Source organism: Amycolatopsis sp. FBCC-B4732, from assembly GCF_023008405.1.
Taxonomy (GTDB): Bacteria; Actinomycetota; Actinomycetes; order Mycobacteriales; family Pseudonocardiaceae; genus Amycolatopsis; species Amycolatopsis pretoriensis_A.
This window is the reverse complement of sequence record NZ_CP095376.1, coordinates 9,612,100-9,631,528: the sequence shown is the minus strand read 5'-3', so window position 1 is coordinate 9,631,528 and position 19,429 is coordinate 9,612,100. Positions and strand designations below refer to the sequence as shown.

Sequence of the window (19,429 nt, the reverse complement as noted above, 5' to 3'; positions counted from 1 at the left end):
GCATCGGGAAACCGGACAGGGATCTGACAGACTTAGCACCCGCCAGTTCCACGATCCGGGAGGCCTGATGTCCACCGAGCCGCGTCGTCGTGAAGCACCCGACCGCAACCTCGCGATGGAGCTGGTCCGGGTGACCGAAGCCGCCGCCATGGCCGCCGGTCGCTGGGTCGGCCGCGGCGACAAGATCGGCGGGGACGGCGCGGCCGTCGACGCGATGCGCCAGCTGGTGTCGACGGTGTCGATGCGCGGTGTCGTCGTGATCGGCGAGGGCGAGAAGGACGAAGCCCCGATGCTGTTCAACGGCGAAGAGGTCGGCAACGGCGACGGGCCGGACTGCGACGTCGCGGTGGACCCGGTCGACGGCACCACGCTGATGGCCAAGGGCATGCCGAACGCGCTCGCGGTCCTCGCGGTCGCCGAGCGCGGCGCGATGTTCGACCCGTCCGCGGTGTTCTACATGGAGAAGCTGGCCGTCGGGCCGGAGGCGGCGGGCAAGGTCGAGCTCGGCGCGCCGATCGCGGAGAACATCCGCCGCGTGGCCAAGGCGAAGAACAGCAGCGTCGGCGACGTCACCGTGTGCGTCCTCGACCGCCCGCGCCACGAGCAGCTCATCAAGGAGATCCGCGACGCGGGTGCGCGGATCCGGTTCATCTCCGACGGCGACGTCGCGGGCGCGATCGCCGCGGCCCGCCCGACCACCGGCGTCGACATGCTGGTCGGCATCGGCGGCACCCCCGAGGGCATCATCGCCGCCTGCGCGATGAAGTGCCTCGGCGGCGAGCTGCAGGGCCGGCTGTGGCCGAAGGACGACGCCGAGCGCGAGAAGGCCATCGCCGCCGGGCACGACCTCGACCGCGTGCTGCTGAACGACGACCTCGTGACCGGCGACAACGTCTTCTTCTGCGCCACCGGCGTCACCGACGGCGACCTGCTGCGCGGCGTCCACTACCGCGAGGGCGGCGCGACGACGCAGTCCATCGTGATGCGGTCCAAGTCCGGGACCGTCAGAATGATCGACGGTTACCACCGGCTCACCAAGCTCCGGGCGTACTCCTCGGTCAACTTCGACGGCCAGCTGGACGCGCCCGACGACGACGTCGTGCCCCCGCTGCCGTAAGGAGATCCGTGCCCAGGCGACTGCTGGTCCTGCTGGTTCTGGTGTTCGCCCTGGTCCCCGCCACCGCGTCGGCCGAACCCGGCATCGTCGGGGGCGGCGACGCCGACGAGCCGTACCCGTTCGCGGCGTCGCTGCACTCCTCGAGCGGCAGGCTGTTCTGCGCCGGCGCGCTGATCGCCCCCACCTGGGTGGTCACCGCGGCGCACTGCGCGTTCGACAAGTCCCCGGCCGGGGTGTCGGTGCGGGTGGGGACGAACGACTCCGGCGAAGGCGGCGAGGTCGCCAAGCTCGCCGGCATCGTCGTCAACCCGGCCTTCAACACCCAGAGCCCGGCGGGCGACATCGCGCTGCTGCGGCTGGCGGCTCCGGTGCAGGCGGCGCCGGTCGGGCTCGCGACGGCGGCGGCACCGGGCACGGCGACCCGGCTCCTCGGCTGGGGCCAGACGTGCCCGAAGCTGAACTGCGGCCAGATCCCGAAGACGCTGCAGCAGCTCGACACGCACATCGTCGAGGGCGCGAAGTGCACGTCGGTGTTCGACGGCACGGCCGAGCTGTGCACGGACAACCCCGGCGGCAAGTCCGGCGCGTGCTTCGGCGACTCCGGCGGCCCGGAAATCGTGCGCGACGGCGACCACTGGTCGCTCGTGGGCGTCACGAGCCGCCCGGGCAACAACGACCCGGAATGCGCGACGGCGCCGTCGATCTACACGTCGGTGGTCGCGTACGCGCCGTGGATCGCGGAGAAGACGAAGTCCTGAACTACTCGGCGTTGCTCGAATGCCCGGGGAACAGGTGGGCGTCCGGGTCGAGCGCGACGGCGATGTTGTTGACGGCCGTCGCGGCCTCGCCGAAGCCGGTCGCGATCAGCTTGACCTTCCCCGGGTACGCGGCGACGTCGCCGGCCGCGTAGACGCGTTCGCGCGCGGTCGCCATCGTCGAGTCGACGGCGATGGCGCGGTGGTCGATCTCCAGCCCCCAGCTCTCGATCGGCCCGAGGTCGGCGGTGAACCCGAGCGCCGCGACGACGGCGTTGGCCGGCAGCCGCTCTTCTTCGGCGCCCTTGACCGCGATGTCGACGGCTTCGAGCGCGCCGTCGGCGTTCTCGACGAACCGCGTGACCTCGGCGTCGGTGATGATCCGGGTCCCGAGCTCGCGCGCCTGCCGGACGATGGACTCGGCGGCGCGGAACTTGGCGCGGCGGTGCACGAGCGTCACACTCGCCGCGACCGGGTGCAGCGCGAGGATCCAGTCGAACGCGGAGTCCCCGCCGCCGACGACCACGACGTGCTGCCCGGCGTGCGCTTGCAGCGCCGGGACGAAGTGGACCATGCCGCGCCCGAGCCAGCCGTCGCCGGCGGGCAGCGGGCGCGGGGTGAACTCGCCGATGCCCGCGGTGATGAGGACGGCGCCGGCCTTGAGGGTCTCGCCGCCGTCGAGGGTCAGTTCGACCTCGTCCCCGACGGTCTCGAGCTTCTCGGCCTTGCGCCCCAGCAGGTACTTCGGCTTGAACGGCGCGGCCTGCTTGACCAGGCCCTCGACCAGATCGCGGCCGCGGACCTCGGCGAACCCGCCGACGTCGTAGATCATCTTCTCGGGGTACATCGCGGTGACCTGGCCGCCGGGCTCGGGCAGCGAATCGACCACCGCCATGGAGAGGCCGCGGAACCCGGCGTAGTAGGCGGCGAACAGGCCGGTCGGGCCCGCGCCGATGATCACGAGGTCGTAGGAGTCCCCAGGGACTTCAGTCATGCTCGCTCCAGCCAGTGGTGGATGGCGGTGATCGAGAACACACCCGATCCTAGCCGGATCGGAGTTCACTCGACGTGGTGCGACACCGTCGTCCGGACGACCGGCGGCCACCCTGGGGCGTGCGGCGGACGCTGCTGAGCGGGTTGGCCGCGGCCGTCGTGCTGCTCGGCTGGTTCGTACTCGCGGTCTGGCTCTCGCTGCCGTCGGCCGAAGCGGACGGTCTCGTGTTCTTCGTGGCCGGGTCCTTCGTGCTCCTGCTGGTGCTCGGCCGCTGGCTGGCCCGGACGGGCGCGTTGCTCGTGCTGCTCGGCCTGCTGCCGGCGTACTCCGCGTTCTTCGGCGGCTGGGCGGCGACGGGCGACGAGATCCTGCTCGCCCGGGGCCGGCCGGTCGACGCCGTGGTGGCGGCGGAGACCCCGCACCGCCTCAAGGCCGGCATCGACTACACGTACGACCTGCGGAACCCGGACGGCAGCACCGGCTCACTCGACCCGGGCGTCGACACCCGCCTGGAGGTCGGCAGCCGGGTACCGGTCGTCGAAGACCCCGGCGGGCTCGTCGCGACCCAGCTGGCGGGAAAGGAGGACCCGGCGGTGCCGCTGGTCTTCGCGTGCCTGGGCGCAGGCGGCCTCATCGGTTCGGTGGCCGTGACGGCGACGGTCGGTGAGCGGCGCAGGGTGCGCAACGCCACCACGCGCTGACGGCTTGGTCTCGTCCCTGCCTTTCGCCCGTTCCGGACGAGACGGCTCGGCCGACGATCCACAGCCTCGCGCGGTTGTGGACAACCCGGCGGCCTGACCCCCCAGCGCAAGGCAGACGGCCCGGTCAGAGGTTCGGGGCCTTGCCACGCAGAGACCGATCCCGGCTCATGCCTTCCGGAATCCGGTCACGGTTGCGTGTGGTCGTGCGTTGCGACTCCTGACCACTCAGGTGGTGCAGCGATCCCTGGAAACCACCCACGCCGTCGCAGGGTGCGCAACGCCACCACGCGGTAACTCCCGAACAGGTCCAGAATCGGTGTCATGGCTGATCAGGAATACCGGATCGAACACGACACCATGGGTGAGGTCCGCGTGCCTGCCGACGCGCTCTACCGCGCGCAGACCCAGCGGGCCGTCGAGAACTTCCCCATCTCCGGCCGGGGGCTGGAGCGGGCTCAGATCCGTGCGCTCGGCCTGCTCAAGGCCGCCGCCGCGCGCGTGAACCTCAAGCTCGGTGTGCTCGACGCCGATGTCGCGGAGGCCATCGCCGAGGCCGCCGACGAGGTCGCCGAAGGGCTGCACGACGCGCACTTCCCGATCGACGTCTTCCAGACCGGGTCCGGTACCTCGTCGAACATGAACGCCAACGAGGTCATCGCCACGCTCGCCAGCCGGGCCCTCGGCCGGGACGTGCACCCGAACGACCACGTCAACGCGTCGCAGTCCTCGAACGACACCTTCCCGACGACCATTCACGTCGCTGCCACCGAAGCCGTGCTCAAGGACGTCGTCCCGGCGCTCGAATACCTCGCCGGTGCCATCGAGGTCCGCGCCGCCGAGTGGGCCGACGTCGTGAAGTCCGGGCGCACGCACCTGATGGACGCCGTCCCGATCACGCTCGGCCAGGAAGCCGGCGCCTGGGCTTCGCAGGTCCGCTTCGGCGTCGAACGGCTGAAGTCCGGCCTGCCGCGCCTCGGCGAGCTGCCGATCGGGGGCACGGCCGTCGGGTCGGGCCTCAACGCGCCCGAGGGCTTCGGCTCCAGCGTGGCCGCCGAACTCGCGACCGTGACCGGCCTGCCGCTGACCGAGGCCCGCGACCACTTCGAGGCGCAGGCGACGCAGGACAGCGTCGTCGAGACGTCCGGGCACCTGCGCACGGTCGCCGTGTCGCTCAACAAGATCGCGAACGACCTGCGCTGGCTGGGTTCCGGCCCCCGCACCGGCCTCGCCGAGCTGGCGCTGCCCGACCTGCAGCCGGGCTCGTCGATCATGCCGGGCAAGGTGAACCCGGTGATCCCGGAGGCGACGCTGCAGGTCGTCGCGCAGGTGATCGGCAACGACGCGGCCGTCGCGTTCGCGGGCGCCGCGGGCAACTTCCAGCTGAACGTCAACCTGCCGGTGATCGCCCGCAACGTCCTCGAATCGGCGCGCCTGCTCGCGGCCGTCTCGCGGCTGCTGGCGGACAAGGTCTTCGACGGCGTCAAGGCCAACGTCGACCGCGCCCGTACCTACGCCGAAGGTTCGCCGTCGATCGTGACGCCGCTGAACAAGTACATCGGCTACGAAGAAGCCGCCGCGGTCGCGAAGCAGGCGTTGAAGGAGCTGAAGACGATCCGCGAGGTCGTCATCGAGCGCGGGTACGTGCAGGACGGCAAGCTCACCGAAGCCCAGCTCGACGAAGCGCTCGACGTCCTCCGCATGGCCCGCGGCGGCAAGTAGCTCACCGACGGCGCAGGGTCTTGTCCGCCAGCGACGGCGGGGTGTAGTCCTTCTCCGCCGGGTTCAGGTCCGTGCCCGGCGGGACGATCTCGTCGATCCGGTCCAGCACGTCGCCGTCCAGCACCAGGTCCGCGCCTGCGAGCAGGTCGTCGAGCTGGGCGGGCGTGCGCGGGCCGATGATCGCCGACGTCACGTCCGGGTGGGCGCGGACGAACGCCGTCGCCAGGTGCGTGAGCGGCCGGCCGAGGTCGTCGGCGATCTTCTTGAGCTGCGCGATCGCCTCGAACTTGACGGCGTTCTCCGGCAGCGCCGGGTCGAACTTGTGAATCTGCAACGTCCGGCGGCCTTCGGAAAGGTCCACATCGGACGGTTTCAGGTACTTGCCCGACAGCCAGCCGCTCGCCAGCGGGCTCCACGTCAGCACGCCCATGCCGTACTTCCGCGCGGTCGGCAGCACGGCGGCCTCGATCGCCCGGTTGAAGATCGAGTACGGCGGCTGCTCGGCGCGGAACCGCGCCAGGCCCCGCTTTTCCGCCACCCACTGGGCTTCCACGATCTGCTCGGCCGGGAAGTCCGACGACCCGATCGCGCGTACCTTCCCCGCCCGCACGAAGTCCGTGAGCACCGAAAGCGTTTCCTCGATGTCGGTCGCAGGATCCGGCCGGTGCACCTGGTAGAGGTCGACGTAGTCGGTGTCGAGCCGCCGCAGGCTGTCGTCCAGCGCGCGGGTGAGCCAGCGCCGGGACAGCCCGCCCTGGTTCGGGTCATCGCCCATCCGGAAGAAGCCCTTGGTGGCCAGCACGACGTCGTCGCGGCGGCCCTTCAGCGCCTTCCCCACGATCCGCTCGTTCTCGCCGTGGCTGTACATGTCCGCGGTGTCCCAGAAGTTGACCCCGGCGTCGAGCGCCGTGTGCAGCATCCGGACCCCCTCTTCGTGGTCCGGGTTGCCCCACTGCCCGAGCATCATCGCGCCGAACGCGTACTCGCTGACCGAAATCCCCGTGCCGCCCAGAATTCGTCGTTCCATGCCACCACCCTGCGGCCGGCGGGGACGCCGGACCAGGTCACGCGCAACCTGGGTCCGGCAGTACCAGGCGGGCGGCCGTGAGCCGGGGATACTGGAGGGCATGAGTGACGCAGCCGAGCTCGGCGCCTTCCTGAAGGCGCGCCGCGCCGCACTGGACCCCGCCGACCTGGGCCTGCCGCCCGGGATCACGCAGCGGCGGGTCAAGGGCCTGCGCCGCGAAGAGCTGGCGCAGCTGTCCGGCATCAGCGTCGACTACTACACGCGGCTGGAGCAGGGGCGCGCGAAGAACGTCTCGGACGCCGTCCTCGACGCGCTGGCCCGCGCGCTGCGGCTCAACCCCGGCGAGGAGGCCTACCTGCGCAACCTCGCCGCGCCGAAGCGCCGGGACGAGCGCGCGCCGCAGCGGGTCCGGCCCGAGCTGCAGCAGCTGCTCGACGCCATCGGGACGCCGGCGTTCGTCTTCGGGCGGTACCTGGACGTGCTCGCCTGGAACGCCCTCGGCGGCGCGGTCGCGTTCGCCTTCGCCGACCTCGACGAGCGCAACATGCCGAAGCTCGTCTTCACCGACGAACGCGCGAAGCAGCTGCACCCGGAGTACGACGCCGTCTGCCGCGAGCTCGTCGCGAACCTGCGCGCGGAGAGCGGCCGGCACCCCGGCGACCCGCGGTTCGCCCAGCTGATCGGCGAGCTTTCGCTGGCCAGCGAGCAGTTCCGGAAGCTGTGGGCCGAGCACGCCGTGCAGGAGAAGGCGCAGGGGTGGAAGGTGCTGATGAACCCCGTCGTCGGCGAGCTGCGGCTGCGCTACGAGACGCTGCGGCTGCCCCAGGACCCCGACCAGGGCCTGGTCGTCTACCACGCCGAACCGGGGTCGGAGACCGAACGCGCGCTCGGCCTGCTGGCCAGCTGGATCGCCGCCGATGAACGGCCGGTGAACACTCGGTCGTCGCAGCCCCACGCCGGGTGAGCCCTGCCTAGGCTCCTTGTCCTGGGGAGCCGGGGGTGGGGAGCAGCACGGTGGGTGTCGGCGCGACCATGCAGTCCCTCGCCGAGATACTGAGCTCCGACTCCGGCAGCCTCGTCCTCGGCATCGCCGCGCTGGTCGCGATCGCCGCGCCGTTCATCGACCGCTACTTCATCCGGCGGCGCCGGCTGACGTTCCGCGTGCTCTACAACTCCAAGATCGGGCTGTCCCCGATCGACCTGCACGACGGCGAGAACGGCTCGGCGCAGGCGGCCCCGCAGCTCGAACAGGTCGGGCGGCTGCTCGAGCGGATGAGCATCGTCGTCATCCGGATCCACAACACCGGCGGGTTCGACATCGCGCCCGGCGACTTCGAAATCCCGCTGTCGTTCACCTTCGGCAGCCGGATCGTCTGGGACGCGCGGGTGTCCGACGCCACCGACGACGGCCTGCGCCAGCACGTCCGCGACGGCCTCGAGTTCTTCACGCGCGAGAGCCCGCAACGGCCGGTCGAAGCCGTCCAGCTGTCCCGCGTGCGCGCCTGGCTGCCGAAGCGGTTCGCCGGGCTGACCGCCGCCGAGCCCCCGCCCGAGGCGCCCGAGTGGCACGGCGTGCGGCTGGCGCGGCTTTCCCTGAAGCGCAAGGAGAAGTTCAAGCTCGTCGTCGTCCTGCGCGAATCGGCCGGGCACGACGGCGAGATCAGCAAGGAGATCGAGCACCACGCGCGGCTCGCCGCCGGCCGGATCAAGGACGACCGCAAGCAGCGCCGGTTCGGCTGGCCGGTCATCACGACCGCGGTCGGGGTGCTGCTCACCGGTGCCCTGCTGGCCACGCTGCTCGTGTCCTGGTCGCGACCGGCCGTCTCCGCGCAGTGCGCCACCGGGAAGCTGTCGGTCGAGGGGTCGAGCGCGTTCGTCCCGATCATCGACCGCATCGCCGCCGAGTACCACGGCCAGTGCGACGGCGCCGCGATCACGACCCGCGCGACCGGCAGCGTCACCGGGGTCCGCGCGCTCGCCCCGGTCGACACGGCGGGCAAGAACGGGCTGGCGGTGCTGTCGGACGGCCGGTCCGGGGAAGCCGGACCCGACCTCGAGGCGAAGGCCGTCGCGGTGGTCGTCTACAGCCTGGTCGTCAACCGCGCCGCCGGCGTCGACAAGCTGACGACCCAGCAGGTCGAGGACGTCTTCAGCGGCCGCGTGCGGAACTGGGACCAGCTGCGGCCGGGGCCGTCGGTGCCGATCGGGATCGTCGGGCGCGGACAGGAGTCCGGCACACGCAAGACGTTCGAGCAGAAGGTGCTCGGCGGGGCCGAGGACCGGCTGACGTCGGACTCGTGCCGCAAGCCGGAGCGCGACCCGGCCGCGGCGACCACCCGCTGCGAGCGCGGTACGACGGCCGAGGTGCTGACCGAGGTCGCGAACGTGCCGGGCGCGATCGGCTACGCCGACGTCCCGGCGGCCAAAACCGCGGCCGCCCGCGACCAGCAGGTGACGATCGTGCAGCTCGACGGCCACTACCCGGACACCACGACGATCGGTGCCGGCTACCGCTTCTGGACCGTCGAGTACCTCTACACGAAGGGCGTACCGGACGGCGAGAGCGTGCTGAAGCGGTTCCTCGACTACCTGGCGAGCGCGACCGCCCGCGCCGAGCTGCAGGACGCCGGGTACACCCCCTGCGTGACCAGGGACGGCCTGCTCGACCCCCTCTGCACCAGGGGAGACATCTGACCGGACTGAAATTGTCGGTGGTGCGGGTCATGATGTCCGGGTGTTGCTGAGCGAGATAGTCCGGGCGTCCGCCGAGCTGGCGGCGACGAGGTCCAGGAAGGCGAAGATCGCCGTCCTGGCCGCGCTGCTGCGTGCCGCCGAGTTCCCCGAGCTGGCCACGGTGATCGCGTACCTGACCGGGCAGACGGCGCAGGACCGGCTGGGTGCGGGCTGGCGCACCCTGGCCGGGCTCGGCGCGTCGCCCGCGTCGGAGCCCGCGATCACGGTGCTGGAGGTGGACGCGGCCTTGACGGAGGCCGCGGGCGTCGCGGCGGGCACGGGCTCGTCGACGCGGCGGCAGGACGTGCTGCGGGCGCTGTTCGTCCGGCTCACCGAGGAGGAGCAGCAGTTCCTGTTCCGGCTGGTCACCGGCGAGCTGCGGCAGGGCGCGCTGGAAGGCGTGATGGTCGACGCCGTCGCGGCCGCGGCCGAGGTGCCGGCCGAGGACGTGCGGCGGGCCTTCATGCTGTCCGGGAAGCTGGGCACCACCGGGGTCGCGGCGATGACCGGCGGGCAGGCCGCGCTGGCGGAGTTCCGGCTGACGCTGGGCACGCCGGTCAAGCCGATGCTGGCCTCACCCGCGGAGTCGCTGGAGGAGGCCGTCGCCGAGCACGCCGAGGCGATCGTCGAGTACAAGATGGACGGTGCGCGGATCCAGGTGCACCGCCACGGCGACGAGGTGCACGTCTGGACGAGGACGCTGCGCGAGATCACCTCCAGCGTGCAGGAGCTGGTCGAGCTCGTGCGGGCGCTGCCGTGCGAATCGGTGGTCCTGGACGGCGAAACGCTCGCCCTGACCGACGCGGGGCGGCCGCGGCCGTTCCAGGACACGATGAGCCGGTTCGGCAGCACGCGCGAGGAACAGGTCAAGGCGCTGCTGCTGCGGCCGTACTTCTTCGACTGCCTGCACCTCGACGGCGTCGACCTGCTGGACGCGCCGCTGTCCGAGCGCAACGCGGCGCTGCGCAAGGTCGCCGGGGCGCACGTGATCCCCGGCGAGGTGGGCGTGGCGGGGGCGGATGCCGTGCTGGAGGCGGCGATGGCGGCCGGGCACGAAGGGGTGATGGTCAAGGACCTGGCGTCGCCGTACGCGGCCGGGCGGCGCGGGCGGGCGTGGCTGAAGGTCAAGCCGGTGCACACGATCGACCTGGTGGTGCTCGCGGCGGAGTGGGGGCACGGCCGGCGCACGGGCAAGCTGTCCAACCTCCACCTGGGCGCCCGCGACCCGGACGGCGGCCCGCCGATCATGGTGGGCAAGACGTTCAAGGGCATGACCGACGAGATCCTCGCGTGGCAGACGACGAGGTTCCAGGAGATCGAGACCCACCGCGACGACTGGACGGTGTACGTGCGGCCCGAGGTGGTGGTGGAGATCGAGCTGGACAGCGCCCAGGTGTCGACGCGCTACCCGGGCGGCCTCGCGCTGCGGTTCGCCCGGGTGGTCCGCTACCGCCCGGACAAGGACCCGGCCGACGCGGACACGATCGACACGGTCCGCGGCCTCCTGCACGGCGACCGGTCGGAAGGGAGCTGACTACGAAAGTCTCGATCACGACATCGCGCGTCTTCGGGGTGCTTTCCTCGTAAAAGGAAAGACGAAAGTCGATGTTGCCCCCTCCCGGTTCTGGCCAGAGTGGCTGACGGAGTTTCCTTCAGCCACGGGAGAAAAGCATGAGATTGCGCGCTGTGTCCGGCTTGCTCGCGAGCACGACCCTGCTCGTGACCGCGTTCGCGGCACCGGCTCTCGCCACGCCCGTGCCGAGCACGCCGGACGCCGGGCACCAGCCGTCGAAGCACCACTTCTCGGCGGCCGCGCGGTCGTTCGTCGGCGCCGACACCGTGCAGAAGCGCGTCGCGAAGCTCGAGGCGGCGATGGCGGCGCTGCCGAAGGAGAGCACCGCGTACAACGCGACGAAGCTGTGGAACGCCGGCATCACCGGCGCGGGCAGCACCGTGGCGACACTGGTGTCCTTCGGGGACGACAAGGTGAAGGAGGTGCTCGACACCTACTCGAAGAACCACGGCCTGCCGCCGGCGAACGTCGAGGTGATCGAGCCGTCCGGCGCCGTGCCCGCGTGCACCGACCCGGGTGTCGACACCGCCACCTGCCAGGGCTGGGGCGGCGAGACCGACCTCGACGTCACGATGATGCACGCCATGGCGCCGAACGCGAAGATCGTCGTCGCGGCGACGCCGGTCGCCGAGACGCAGGGCTTCACCGGCCTGCCCGAGATGATGCACGCGGTCGACTACATGACCGAGCACAAGCTCGTCGACGTGATCTCGATGAGCTTCGGGACGACCGAAGAGAACTTCCCGTCGTTCGACTCGATCAAGACGCTCGACCCGGCGCTGGACCGCGCGAGCAAGGCGGGCATCACGATGGTCGCCTCCTCCGGCGACGACGGCCCGACCGGCGGCTACCTCTACGGCCCGGGCAACTACCCGTACCGCGTCGCGAGCTGGCCGGCGTCCGACCCGCGCGTCACGACGCTCGGCGGCACGCAGCTGCACCTCGACGCGAACGGCACCCGCACCAAGGCCGACGACGTGGTGAACGTCGCCGACAACGGCTTCTCCGAAGGCGCCGGGCTGTCGAAGGCCTACGCGCGGCCGAACTGGCAGGACGGCGTCAAGAAGATCACCGGCAGCAAGATGCGCTCGTTCCCGGACATCAGCATGGAAGGCGTCTACGGGACGTCGCAGTCCGCGCCGCTGTTCGCCGGCGTCCTCGCGCTCGCGGTGCAGGCCAAGCACGGCAAGCTCGGCCAGATCAACCCGGCGCTGTACACGAAGCTGGGCCCGGCGGGTGCGAAGGCGGGCATCGTCGACGTCACCGAAGGCGACAACAGCCAGGACGGCGTCGTCGGCTTCACCGCGGCGAAGGGCTTCGACATCGCCAGCGGCTGGGGCACCGTCGACGCGTCGGTCTTCGTGCCGGCCCTGGTGAAAGCACTCCGCTGACCTCGTGATCGTGCCGCTCGGCGAACAGAGCGGCACGATCACCCCGGCAACCCGACGCGCCTCGATCGAGTCATCCCGATCGAGGAGTCCACTGTGGAGCTAAGCTCCCGAAATGCGCAGCGAGAAGCTCACCCGCGCCTGGTTCGCGGTCACCGCCGTGGTCGCGCTGACCGGGCTCGTCAGCCAGGTGGTGTCCACCGCGTCCGGGGACGGCCGGGTCGCGAACCTGCTCTGCTTCTTCACCATCGACTCGAACCTGCTGGTCGCGCTCACCTCGGCGCTGGTCGCGCTGGGCCGGGCCCGCGGGCGCCTGTTCACCGTGCTGTGGCTCGACGCCCTGGTCGGCATCATCGTGACCGGCATCGTCTACCAGGTCGCCCTCGCCGGGCTGTACGAGCTGGACGGCCTGGCCTTCTTCGCCGACACCATGCTGCACAAGGTGACGCCGATCCTGTTCGTGCTCGGCTGGCTCCTCGCGGCCCCGCGCGGCGTCCTGACCTGGCGCGCGGTCTGGTGGTCGCTGCTCTACCCGCTGGCCTGGCTCGCGTTCACCCTGCCGCGCGGCGCGATCACCGGCTTCTACCCGTACCCGTTCGTCGACGCCGGCGCACTCGGCTACGGCCAGGTGGCGCTCAACTGCGTCTTCATCGGCCTGTTCTTCACCGCGCTCGCCGCTGGCGCGCGCTACTACGACCGCCGGCTCAGCCTCGCACCCGACGGAACGCGTTGAGCCCGTCGGTCAGCCCGGCCTGGACCAGAGTCGGCAGCGCGCCGCGCCGGTCGACCGGCTTGCCCGCCGCGATCCGGTGCATCTGCCGGGTGTGCCACTGGATCTCGAGGAGGCTGTCGGCCAGCCGGACGCCGGTCTTGGGGCACCGCCGCTCCGCGCGGGCGTCCTCGCCGTCGAGCAGCCGCGCGGGCAGCCCGGGGTCGACGATCAGCGGCCGGCCGAGCCCGATGACGTCCAGCGCGCCCGAGCGCAGCGCCTCGCTCATCCCGCCCGGCGTCGCGAACCCGCCGGTGACCATCAGGGCGACGTCGGACACCGAACGTGCTTTCGCCGCGTAGTCCAGGAAGTACGCTTCGCGCGCCTGCGAACTGGCCCGGCCGGAGCCCATCATCGCGGCCTTTTCGTACGTGCCGCCCGATACCTCGAGCAGGTCCAGCCCGGTTTCCCCGAGCTCACGCACGACTTCGAGCGATTCCTCCTCGGTGAAGCCGCCGCGCTGGAAGTCCGCGCTGTTGAGCTTCACCGACACCGGGACGTCGTCACCGACGGCTGCCCGCACGCGCCGCACGACTTCCAGCAGGAAGCGGCGGCGGCGGACCGCGTCGCCGCCCCACTCGTCCGTGCGCAGGTTCGTCAGCGGGGACAGGAACTGGGACACGAGGTAGCCGTGGGCGCCGTGGATCTGAACGCCTGCGAAGCCCGCTTCGGCGAACGTGCGCGCCGCGACGGCGAAGCGTTCGATGATCGCTTCGATCTCTTCGCCGGACAACGCGCGCGGAGCAGCGAAGGCGGTACGGATGCCGCGGTTGCCGAAGGGCACGGCGGACGGCGCCACCGGCTCGCGCGAGAGGTAGCGCGGGCTCTGCCGGCCCGGGTGGTTCAACTGCACCCACAGCTGCGTGTCCGTGCCCTCGACCGAGCGGGCCCACGGCCGGTAGCCGTCCGGGTCTCCGGCGGCGGCGACGTTGCGCGGCTCGCCCAAGGCGGCCGGGTCGACCATGACGTTCCCGGTGATCAGCGCGCCGGCGCCACCGCGGGCCCAGGTGCGGTACAGCTCGGCCAGCTCGCGGGTGGGCGCGTTGCGGCGGTCGCCGAGCTGCTCGCTCAGCGCCGACTTGACCAGGCGGTTCGGCAGCACCGCGCCGCAGCGCAGTTTCAGCGGCTCCGCCAGGAGTTCCCGGGTCGCGGTCATCGCGTCGCTCCTCGAACTTACTCGCAGTAAGGTGACGCGACCGTAGCATACCGCCGGTATGTCATCTACCCGTCGAATGACCGTTAGGGTCGGGCGCATGACGGCGATCGTGCAGAACTTGGTGACGTCCGGTGTCTTCCGGCTCGACGGAGGCAGCTGGGACGTCGACAACAACGTGTGGCTGGTGGGCGACGACGCGGAAGTGATCGTGATCGACGCGGCGCACGACGCGAAGGCGATCGAAAACGTCGTCGGCGAGCGGAAGCTGGTCGCGATCGTCTGCACCCACGCGCACAACGACCACGTCAACGCCGCCCCGGAACTCGCCGACGCGACCGGCGCGCCGATCCTGCTCCACCCGGACGACCGGGTCGTCTGGAACCTCACCCACCCCGACCGCGCCCCGGACGGCGAGCTGACCGACGGCCAGACCCTCACGATCGCGGGCACGGCCCTGCGCGTCATCCACACGCCCGGCCACGCCCCGGGCGCGGTCTGCCTGTACGCGGAGGAACTGGGCGTGCTGTTCACCGGCGACACCCTGTTCCACGGCGGCCCCGGCGCCACCGGACGGTCCTATTCGGACTACCCGACCATCGTGAAGTCCATCCGCGAGAAGCTGTTCACCCTCCCGGAGTCGACGAAGGTCCACACCGGCCACGGCGACGGCACCACGATCGGCGCGGAGAAGGCCGCTTCGAGCGGCTGGGACCAGCCTTAAGAGGTGTGCTTCCGGGCGACGAGGGCGAACTCCTCGATCGCCCGGTCCAGCGCGGTCACCGCCTCATGAACCACCGGTGGCAGGTAGATCACATCGAACTCGCCCTCGTCGAGTTCGTGGCGCACGTGGTGGAGGTCCATGTCTCGCTCCCGTACGTGTCTGGCCTGCTCAACCAGTTCATCCGGTCCGCTCATGACCAGAAGTCCGAAGAACGACCGCATCTGCGCACGAGCGGTGTAGTACGACTCCTCGAACTCCGCTTCGCGCGCAGCATCGCCTTCTGCACTCCGCGCGCTTTCGCGCTGGCGGTGGATCACGTTCAAGCTGACGTTGTGTTGCCGGGCACGGGCGGCGGCCTCGATGAACCCCGCACAGCGGTCGGCCCGGTCCTGCCGCAGCTTCGCGCGCCGGGCGGCGTTGAGCTTCACCGGCTCGACGAGCGCCCCCAGCGTCACGCCGATCAGCGACGCGACGGCCGCGATGGCCGCGGCCCCGACCGCCGTCAGCACGTCAACCGCGGCGGCGTCGGCGACACCCGGACGCGCTGTTTCGCCTCTTCGACCAGCGCGAGCGCCCACCGCTGCAGGCCGGCGACGTCGATCCCGTGCGGCGGCTCACCCCGGAACGGCTCGATGTTCGCCGCCCCGCGCTCGAGCAGGGACACCGCGCCGACGTTGTTGCCGCGCGCCGCGTGCGTCAGCCCCACCGCGAGCTGGGCCAGGCCGCGCCAGAGTTCGCGGTCGGGGCCGTCGGTCGTCTTCCACGCGTCCTCGAAGACCTCGTGCGCGTGGAACGGCTTGCCGTCGTCGAGCAGCCGTTGCGCCTCCGCAAGCGTTTGCGCCGGCGTTCTCGCGACACCTTCGGGCTGGCGCTCGACGCCGTCGGCGCCGTACGGCAACGGCCGGCCGAGGCCGTCGCGCGGGCGTGCGTTGCGTGCCCGTCCTTCGGGGTCGCGGTCGCGGCGGCTCATGCCCCCGATCCTGCCACGGGTAGCCTGGTGACTCGTGCGTTTCCTCGACGGCCACCGGCCTGCCCACGACCTGACCTACGACGACGTGTTCCTGCTGCCGAACCGTTCGGACGTGGAGTCCCGCTTCGACGTCGACCTCGCCACCGCGGACGGCACCGGCGCCACCATCCCGATCGTCGTCGCCAACATGACCGCGGTCGCCGGACGGCGGATGGCCGAGACCGTCGCCCGCCGCGGCGGCCTCGTCGTGCTGCCCCAGGATGTGGACAGCCACGCCGTCAGCGAGATCGTCGGCTGGGTCAAGAGCCGCCACACCGTGTGGGACACCCCGCTGGTGCTGACCGGCGGTGACGCGGTCGCCGACGCGCTCAACCTGGTCCACAAGCGCGCGCACGGCGCCGTCGTGGTCGTGGACGGCGAAGGCCGCCCGGTCGGCATCGTCGACGAAGCGGCCTGCGCGGGCGTCGACCGCTTCGCGCGGCTCGCCGACGTCGCGCAGCCCGCGTCGGTCGCGGTGCCGCTGACCACACCGGCGCGTGAGGTCTTCGAGCAGCTCCACAGCCACGGCGCGACCCTGGCCCTCGGCCTCGACGCCGAAGGCCGCCTCGCGGGCGTGCTGACCGCCGTCGGGGCGCTGCGCGCGGACATCTACACCCCGGCCGTCGACGACGCGGGCAGGCTGCGCGTGGCCGCCGCGGTCGGCGTCAACGGCGACGTCGCGGCGAAGGCCGAAGCCGTGCTCGGCGCGGGCGTCGACGTGCTGGTCGTGGACACCGCGCACGGGCACCAAGAGAAGATGATCGCGGCGCTGAAGGCCGTCCGGTCGGTGTCGCCGAAGGTCCCGGTGGTCGCCGGGAACGTCGTCACCGCCGAGGGCACGCGCGACCTGATCCAGGCCGGCGCCGACGTCGTCAAGGTCGGCGTCGGGCCGGGCGCGATGTGCACGACCCGGATGATGACCGGGGTGGGCCGCCCGCAGTTCTCCGCGGTCGCCGACTGCGCGGCCGCCGCCCGCGAGCTGGGCAAGCACGTCTGGGCCGACGGCGGGGTCCGCCACCCGCGCGACGTCGCGCTGGCCCTGGCCGCCGGCGCGTCCGCGGCGATGGTCGGCTCGTGGTTCGCCGGCACCTACGAATCCCCCGGCGACCTGCGGTTCGACGAGCAGGGCCGTCCCTACAAGGAGTCGTTCGGCATGGCGTCGAAGCGCGCGGTGGGCGCGCGGACGCGCACGGACAACTCGTTCGAGCGCGCGCGGAAGGCGCTGTTCGAGGAAGGCATCTCGTCGTCGCGGATGTCCCTGGACCCGGCCCGCCCCGGCGTCGAGGACCTGCTCGACTCGATCGGCTCCGGCGTCCGCTCGTCGTGCACGTACGCGGGCGCGCGCACCCTGGAGGAGTTCCACGAGCGCGCGCTGCTGGGCGTCCAGTCGGCGGCCGGCTTCGCCGAAGGCCGCCCCCTCCCCTCCGGCTGGTGAACCCGGTCGTGAGTGTTCAGGGCCTTCCAACCGCCCTGAACACTCACGACCTGGTGCGACGTCAGCCGTGGTCCTCCAGCATTTCGGTGACCAGGGCGGCGATCGGCGAGCGCTCCGAGCGCGTCAGCGTGACGTGCGCGAACAGCGGGTGGCCCTTCAGCTTCTCGATCACCGCCGAGACTCCGTCGTGCCGGCCGACGCGCAGGTTGTCGCGCTGGGCGACGTCGTGCGTGAGCACCACCCGCGACGCCGTGCCGAGCCGCGAAAGCACCGTGAGCAGGACGTTCCGTTCCAGTGACTGCGCCTCGTCGACGATGACGAACGTGTCGTGCAGCGAGCGGCCGCGGATGTGGGTCAGCGGGAGCACCTCGAGCATGCCGCGGTCGAAGACCTCGTCGAGGACCTCCTGGCTGACCAGCGCGCCGAGGGTGTCGAACACCGCCTGCGCCCACGGCTGCATCTTCTCGCTCTCGGACCCGGGCAGGTAGCCGAGGTCCTGGCCGCCGACCGCGTAGACCGGCCGGAACACCACGACCTTGCGGTGCTGACGGCGTTCCATCACCGCCTCGAGGCCGGCGCACAGCGCGAGCGCCGACTTTCCGGTGCCGGCGCGGCCGCCGAGGGAGACGATGCCGACGTCGGAGTCGAGCAGCAGGTCGAGCGCGACGCGCTGCTCGGCGCTGCGGCCGTGCAGGCCGAACGCCTCGCGGTCGCCGCGCACCAGCCGGATGCGCTTGTCCGCCGTGATCCGCCCGAGCGCGCTGGAGCTGCCCGCGAGCAGCCGCAGCCCGGTGTGGCAGGGCAGTTCGGCGAGCTCGTCCATGCCGTACTCGACCGGGTCGACGGTGCCGCCGCCGAACAGCGTGTCGAGCACGTCCTGATCGACGTCGACGTCCGCCATGCCCGTCCAGCCGGACGGCGTGACTTCCTGCGCGCGGTACTCGTCCGCCTCGAGACCGACGGCCCCGGCCTTGACCCGCAGCGGGATGTCCTTCGTGACCAGCGTGACCGACTCGAACTCCGCCGCCAGGTTGAGCGCGCAGGCGAGGATCCGGTGGTCGTTGGAGTCGGTCCGGAACCCCGACGGGAGCACCGACGGGTCGGAGTGGTTCAGCTCCACCTGCAACGTGCCGCCGTGGTCCCCGATGGGGAGCGGCGCGTCGAGCCGGCCGTACTGGCGGCGCAGGTCGTCGAGCATGCGCAGGGATTCCCTGGCGAACCAGCCCAGCTCCGGGTGGTGGCGCTTGGCCTCCAGTTCACTGATCACGACCAGCGGAAGCACGACGGCATGCTCGGCGAAGCGGGTGACCGCCCACGGGTCCGACAGGAGGACCGACGTGTCGAGCACGTACATGTGCTGCTGGGATTCGGGCGAGGTCGAGGCTTTCTCCGGGCCAGGAACGGCACCGGTCGAAGAACGGCCAGAGGCCTTACGGGGCAAACGCTGCGCAGTCACGACGGCATCTCCCTCGAGGGCGTGTGCACCTCACGCCCGCACTCGCTGGGCCGGGCACCTCCCTGGCTGGACCACTCCCTCTGACCGGTGGGTCAGGTGGCGCGGCCACGAGGGCCGGGTGCCGGCCCCCTCGTGCGTCTCGTGGGCGGCTGCGCCGCCCCCTCGATCACCGTCACGACCAGGGCCTCCCGCGAGGACCCGCACTGATCGCGCGCCCTCACTTCGGAAGGTACCCACGAATGCCGGATCGCGCAGGGAGCCAACACGGTGATTCGCCAGATCGTCACCTCACTGTCGGTCGTCCGACATCGACGTCCGGTGACGCTCACCCTGCGTCATCATCGTCTCGATCGATGCACACTCGTCGGATTGATCTTGGGAAAATTGCTGACCGCGCGTATTCACAAGATCGACTGAACGGCTTTTACCACGTTCGGATGGGCCGCGCATTTTGCGCCACCAAGAGAGAACCGGTCCGAGTGAAAGCGCCTGCATCAGGCTCACACAATGGGCGTACAAGCCGGACGGGATGCCCGTCAAGCGAGTAATTTTCTGACTGCGGGACACACCACCGGTTCGCCGGTGCCCGGACCCCAACAGTTCTACCTAGGAGTGTGCGAAGTGCTGAAGAAGGCTGGTTTCGTGGCCGCCACCGCTGCGGGCCTCATGATGATCGGCAGCACCGCGTTCGCCGCCACGGGCGACACGACGGGCACCCCGGACCCGACGTTCGGCGACGCCTACGCCACCTTCATCGAGGGCGGCGGCGCGCTGGGCTACGGTGCGGCCTCCCTGGTCGCCGGCGCCTACACCGGCGTGCTGACCTCGCCGGCGCTGGTGCTGCACTCGCTGGAGCACCACCACCACTGAGTCAGG

Annotated in this window: 19 protein-coding genes; 12 read left to right on the top strand and 7 right to left on the bottom strand. The window is 71.3% G+C overall.

Going from position 1 to position 19,429, the window contains the following annotated elements; translation table 11 throughout:
- Positions 1-67 precede the first annotated feature (67 nt).
- Both glpX and MUY14_RS43975 read left to right on the top strand, forming a co-directional pair.
- The gene (gene glpX, locus MUY14_RS43980; protein ID WP_247018730.1) at positions 68-1,117 is read left to right on the top strand and encodes a class II fructose-bisphosphatase; all 1,050 of its coding nucleotides are present in this window, start codon (positions 68-70) and stop codon (positions 1,115-1,117) included.
- A gap of 8 nt (positions 1,118-1,125) precedes the next feature.
- Entirely contained in the window at positions 1,126-1,875 is a 750-nt protein-coding gene (locus MUY14_RS43975) for a trypsin-like serine protease (protein ID WP_247018729.1), read from the top strand.
- Position 1,876: 1 nt separating this feature from the next.
- Here the strand turns inward: MUY14_RS43975 and MUY14_RS43970 are convergent, their stop codons facing one another.
- Positions 1,877-2,866, bottom strand: coding sequence for an NAD(P)/FAD-dependent oxidoreductase (locus MUY14_RS43970; protein ID WP_247018728.1), 990 nt, complete (start codon positions 2,864-2,866; stop codon positions 1,877-1,879).
- 77 nt (positions 2,867-2,943) lie between these two features.
- On the opposite strand from MUY14_RS43970, the gene MUY14_RS43965 reads away from it, so the two are divergent.
- Together MUY14_RS43965 and MUY14_RS43960 are read left to right on the top strand one after the other, a co-directional pair.
- Entirely contained in the window at positions 2,944-3,567 is a 624-nt protein-coding gene (locus MUY14_RS43965; RefSeq protein ID WP_247018727.1) for a hypothetical protein, read from the top strand.
- A gap of 321 nt (positions 3,568-3,888) precedes the next feature.
- Positions 3,889-5,286, top strand: a complete 1,398-nt coding sequence (locus tag MUY14_RS43960; RefSeq protein WP_247018726.1) for a class II fumarate hydratase — start codon at positions 3,889-3,891, stop codon at positions 5,284-5,286.
- Position 5,287: 1 nt separating this feature from the next.
- Here the strand turns inward: MUY14_RS43960 and MUY14_RS43955 are convergent, their stop codons facing one another.
- Complete coding sequence (locus MUY14_RS43955) at positions 5,288-6,313, bottom strand: aldo/keto reductase (RefSeq protein WP_247018725.1); 1,026 nt, start codon at positions 6,311-6,313, stop codon at positions 5,288-5,290.
- A gap of 100 nt (positions 6,314-6,413) precedes the next feature.
- Here MUY14_RS43955 and MUY14_RS43950 point away from each other — a divergent pair, with 100 nt between their 5' ends.
- From MUY14_RS43950 to MUY14_RS43930, 5 genes are all read left to right on the top strand, one after another.
- The gene (locus MUY14_RS43950) at positions 6,414-7,277 is read left to right on the top strand and encodes a helix-turn-helix domain-containing protein (RefSeq protein WP_247018724.1); all 864 of its coding nucleotides are present in this window, start codon (positions 6,414-6,416) and stop codon (positions 7,275-7,277) included.
- A 35-nt stretch (positions 7,278-7,312) separates the two neighbouring features.
- Positions 7,313-9,007 (top strand): PstS family phosphate ABC transporter substrate-binding protein, encoded by a 1,695-nt coding sequence (locus tag MUY14_RS43945; RefSeq protein WP_247018723.1) that lies wholly within the window; start codon positions 7,313-7,315, stop codon positions 9,005-9,007.
- Between the two features lie 40 nt (positions 9,008-9,047).
- Positions 9,048-10,580: an ATP-dependent DNA ligase gene (locus MUY14_RS43940; RefSeq protein WP_247018722.1), complete on the top strand. Its 1,533-nt coding sequence runs from the start codon at positions 9,048-9,050 to the stop codon at positions 10,578-10,580.
- A gap of 137 nt (positions 10,581-10,717) precedes the next feature.
- The gene (locus tag MUY14_RS43935; RefSeq protein WP_247018720.1) at positions 10,718-12,010 is read left to right on the top strand and encodes a S8 family serine peptidase; all 1,293 of its coding nucleotides are present in this window, start codon (positions 10,718-10,720) and stop codon (positions 12,008-12,010) included.
- A gap of 112 nt (positions 12,011-12,122) precedes the next feature.
- A complete protein-coding gene (locus tag MUY14_RS43930) occupies positions 12,123-12,740 on the top strand; it encodes a Pr6Pr family membrane protein (protein ID WP_247018718.1) in 618 nt (205 codons plus the stop codon).
- On the opposite strand, the gene MUY14_RS43925 is transcribed toward MUY14_RS43930, so the two are convergent.
- Positions 12,712-13,932 carry an NADH:flavin oxidoreductase/NADH oxidase family protein gene (locus MUY14_RS43925; protein WP_247018716.1) on the bottom strand — a complete coding sequence of 407 codons (1,221 nt, stop codon included), beginning with the start codon at positions 13,930-13,932 and terminating at the stop codon, positions 12,712-12,714. The two genes, MUY14_RS43930 and MUY14_RS43925, sit on opposite strands and share 29 nt — an antisense overlap.
- Before the next feature lie 97 nt (positions 13,933-14,029).
- Here MUY14_RS43925 and MUY14_RS43920 point away from each other — a divergent pair, with 97 nt between their 5' ends.
- On the top strand, positions 14,030-14,653 hold the full coding sequence (locus MUY14_RS43920) for an MBL fold metallo-hydrolase (RefSeq protein ID WP_247018714.1): 624 nt from the start codon (positions 14,030-14,032) through the stop codon (positions 14,651-14,653).
- Here the strand turns inward: MUY14_RS43920 and MUY14_RS43915 are convergent.
- Both MUY14_RS43915 and MUY14_RS43910 read right to left on the bottom strand, forming a co-directional pair.
- Positions 14,650-15,162 carry a hypothetical protein gene (locus MUY14_RS43915; protein WP_247018713.1) on the bottom strand — a complete coding sequence of 171 codons (513 nt, stop codon included), beginning with the start codon at positions 15,160-15,162 and terminating at the stop codon, positions 14,650-14,652. The genes MUY14_RS43920 and MUY14_RS43915 overlap by 4 nt on opposite strands.
- A complete protein-coding gene (locus MUY14_RS43910) occupies positions 15,156-15,623 on the bottom strand; it encodes a DUF309 domain-containing protein (RefSeq protein ID WP_247018712.1) in 468 nt (155 codons plus the stop codon). Before MUY14_RS43910 ends, MUY14_RS43915 begins: the two co-directional genes overlap by 7 nt.
- Before the next feature lie 34 nt (positions 15,624-15,657).
- On the opposite strand from MUY14_RS43910, the gene MUY14_RS43905 reads away from it, so the two are divergent.
- The gene (locus tag MUY14_RS43905; RefSeq protein ID WP_247018711.1) at positions 15,658-17,097 is read left to right on the top strand and encodes a GuaB1 family IMP dehydrogenase-related protein; all 1,440 of its coding nucleotides are present in this window, start codon (positions 15,658-15,660) and stop codon (positions 17,095-17,097) included.
- Between the two features lie 61 nt (positions 17,098-17,158).
- Here MUY14_RS43905 and MUY14_RS43900 read toward each other — a convergent pair whose 3' ends face one another.
- Both MUY14_RS43900 and MUY14_RS43895 read right to left on the bottom strand, forming a co-directional pair.
- Complete coding sequence (locus MUY14_RS43900; RefSeq protein WP_315863245.1) at positions 17,159-18,451, bottom strand: PhoH family protein; 1,293 nt, start codon at positions 18,449-18,451, stop codon at positions 17,159-17,161.
- 390 nt (positions 18,452-18,841) lie between these two features.
- Positions 18,842-19,057, bottom strand: a complete 216-nt coding sequence (locus MUY14_RS43895; RefSeq protein ID WP_247018709.1) for a hypothetical protein — start codon at positions 19,055-19,057, stop codon at positions 18,842-18,844.
- A 117-nt stretch (positions 19,058-19,174) separates the two neighbouring features.
- Between MUY14_RS43895 and MUY14_RS43890 the strand changes: the two genes are divergently transcribed.
- On the top strand, positions 19,175-19,423 hold the full coding sequence (locus MUY14_RS43890; protein WP_247018708.1) for a hypothetical protein: 249 nt from the start codon (positions 19,175-19,177) through the stop codon (positions 19,421-19,423).
- Positions 19,424-19,429 lie beyond the last annotated feature (6 nt).

Bases quoted from the DNA above. Each gene is read 5' to 3' on its own strand.
- MUY14_RS43900 (WP_315863245.1), bottom strand. From the start codon at position 18,451: ATGTACGTGCTCGACACGTCGGTCCTCCTGTCGGACCCGTGGGCGGTC.
- MUY14_RS43930 (WP_247018718.1), top strand. From the start codon at position 12,123: ATGCGCAGCGAGAAGCTCACCCGCGCCTGGTTCGCGGTCACCGCCGTG.
- glpX (WP_247018730.1), top strand. From the start codon at position 68: ATGTCCACCGAGCCGCGTCGTCGTGAAGCACCCGACCGCAACCTCGCG.
- MUY14_RS43955 (WP_247018725.1), bottom strand. From the start codon at position 6,313: ATGGAACGACGAATTCTGGGCGGCACGGGGATTTCGGTCAGCGAGTAC.
- MUY14_RS43935 (WP_247018720.1), top strand. From the start codon at position 10,718: ATGAGATTGCGCGCTGTGTCCGGCTTGCTCGCGAGCACGACCCTGCTC.
- MUY14_RS43970 (WP_247018728.1), bottom strand. From the start codon at position 2,866: ATGACTGAAGTCCCTGGGGACTCCTACGACCTCGTGATCATCGGCGCG.
- MUY14_RS43920 (WP_247018714.1), top strand. From the start codon at position 14,030: ATGACGGCGATCGTGCAGAACTTGGTGACGTCCGGTGTCTTCCGGCTC.
- MUY14_RS43925 (WP_247018716.1), bottom strand. From the start codon at position 13,932: ATGACCGCGACCCGGGAACTCCTGGCGGAGCCGCTGAAACTGCGCTGC.
- MUY14_RS43950 (WP_247018724.1), top strand. From the start codon at position 6,414: ATGAGTGACGCAGCCGAGCTCGGCGCCTTCCTGAAGGCGCGCCGCGCC.
- MUY14_RS43910 (WP_247018712.1), bottom strand. From the start codon at position 15,623: ATGAGCCGCCGCGACCGCGACCCCGAAGGACGGGCACGCAACGCACGC.
- MUY14_RS43960 (WP_247018726.1), top strand. From the start codon at position 3,889: ATGGCTGATCAGGAATACCGGATCGAACACGACACCATGGGTGAGGTC.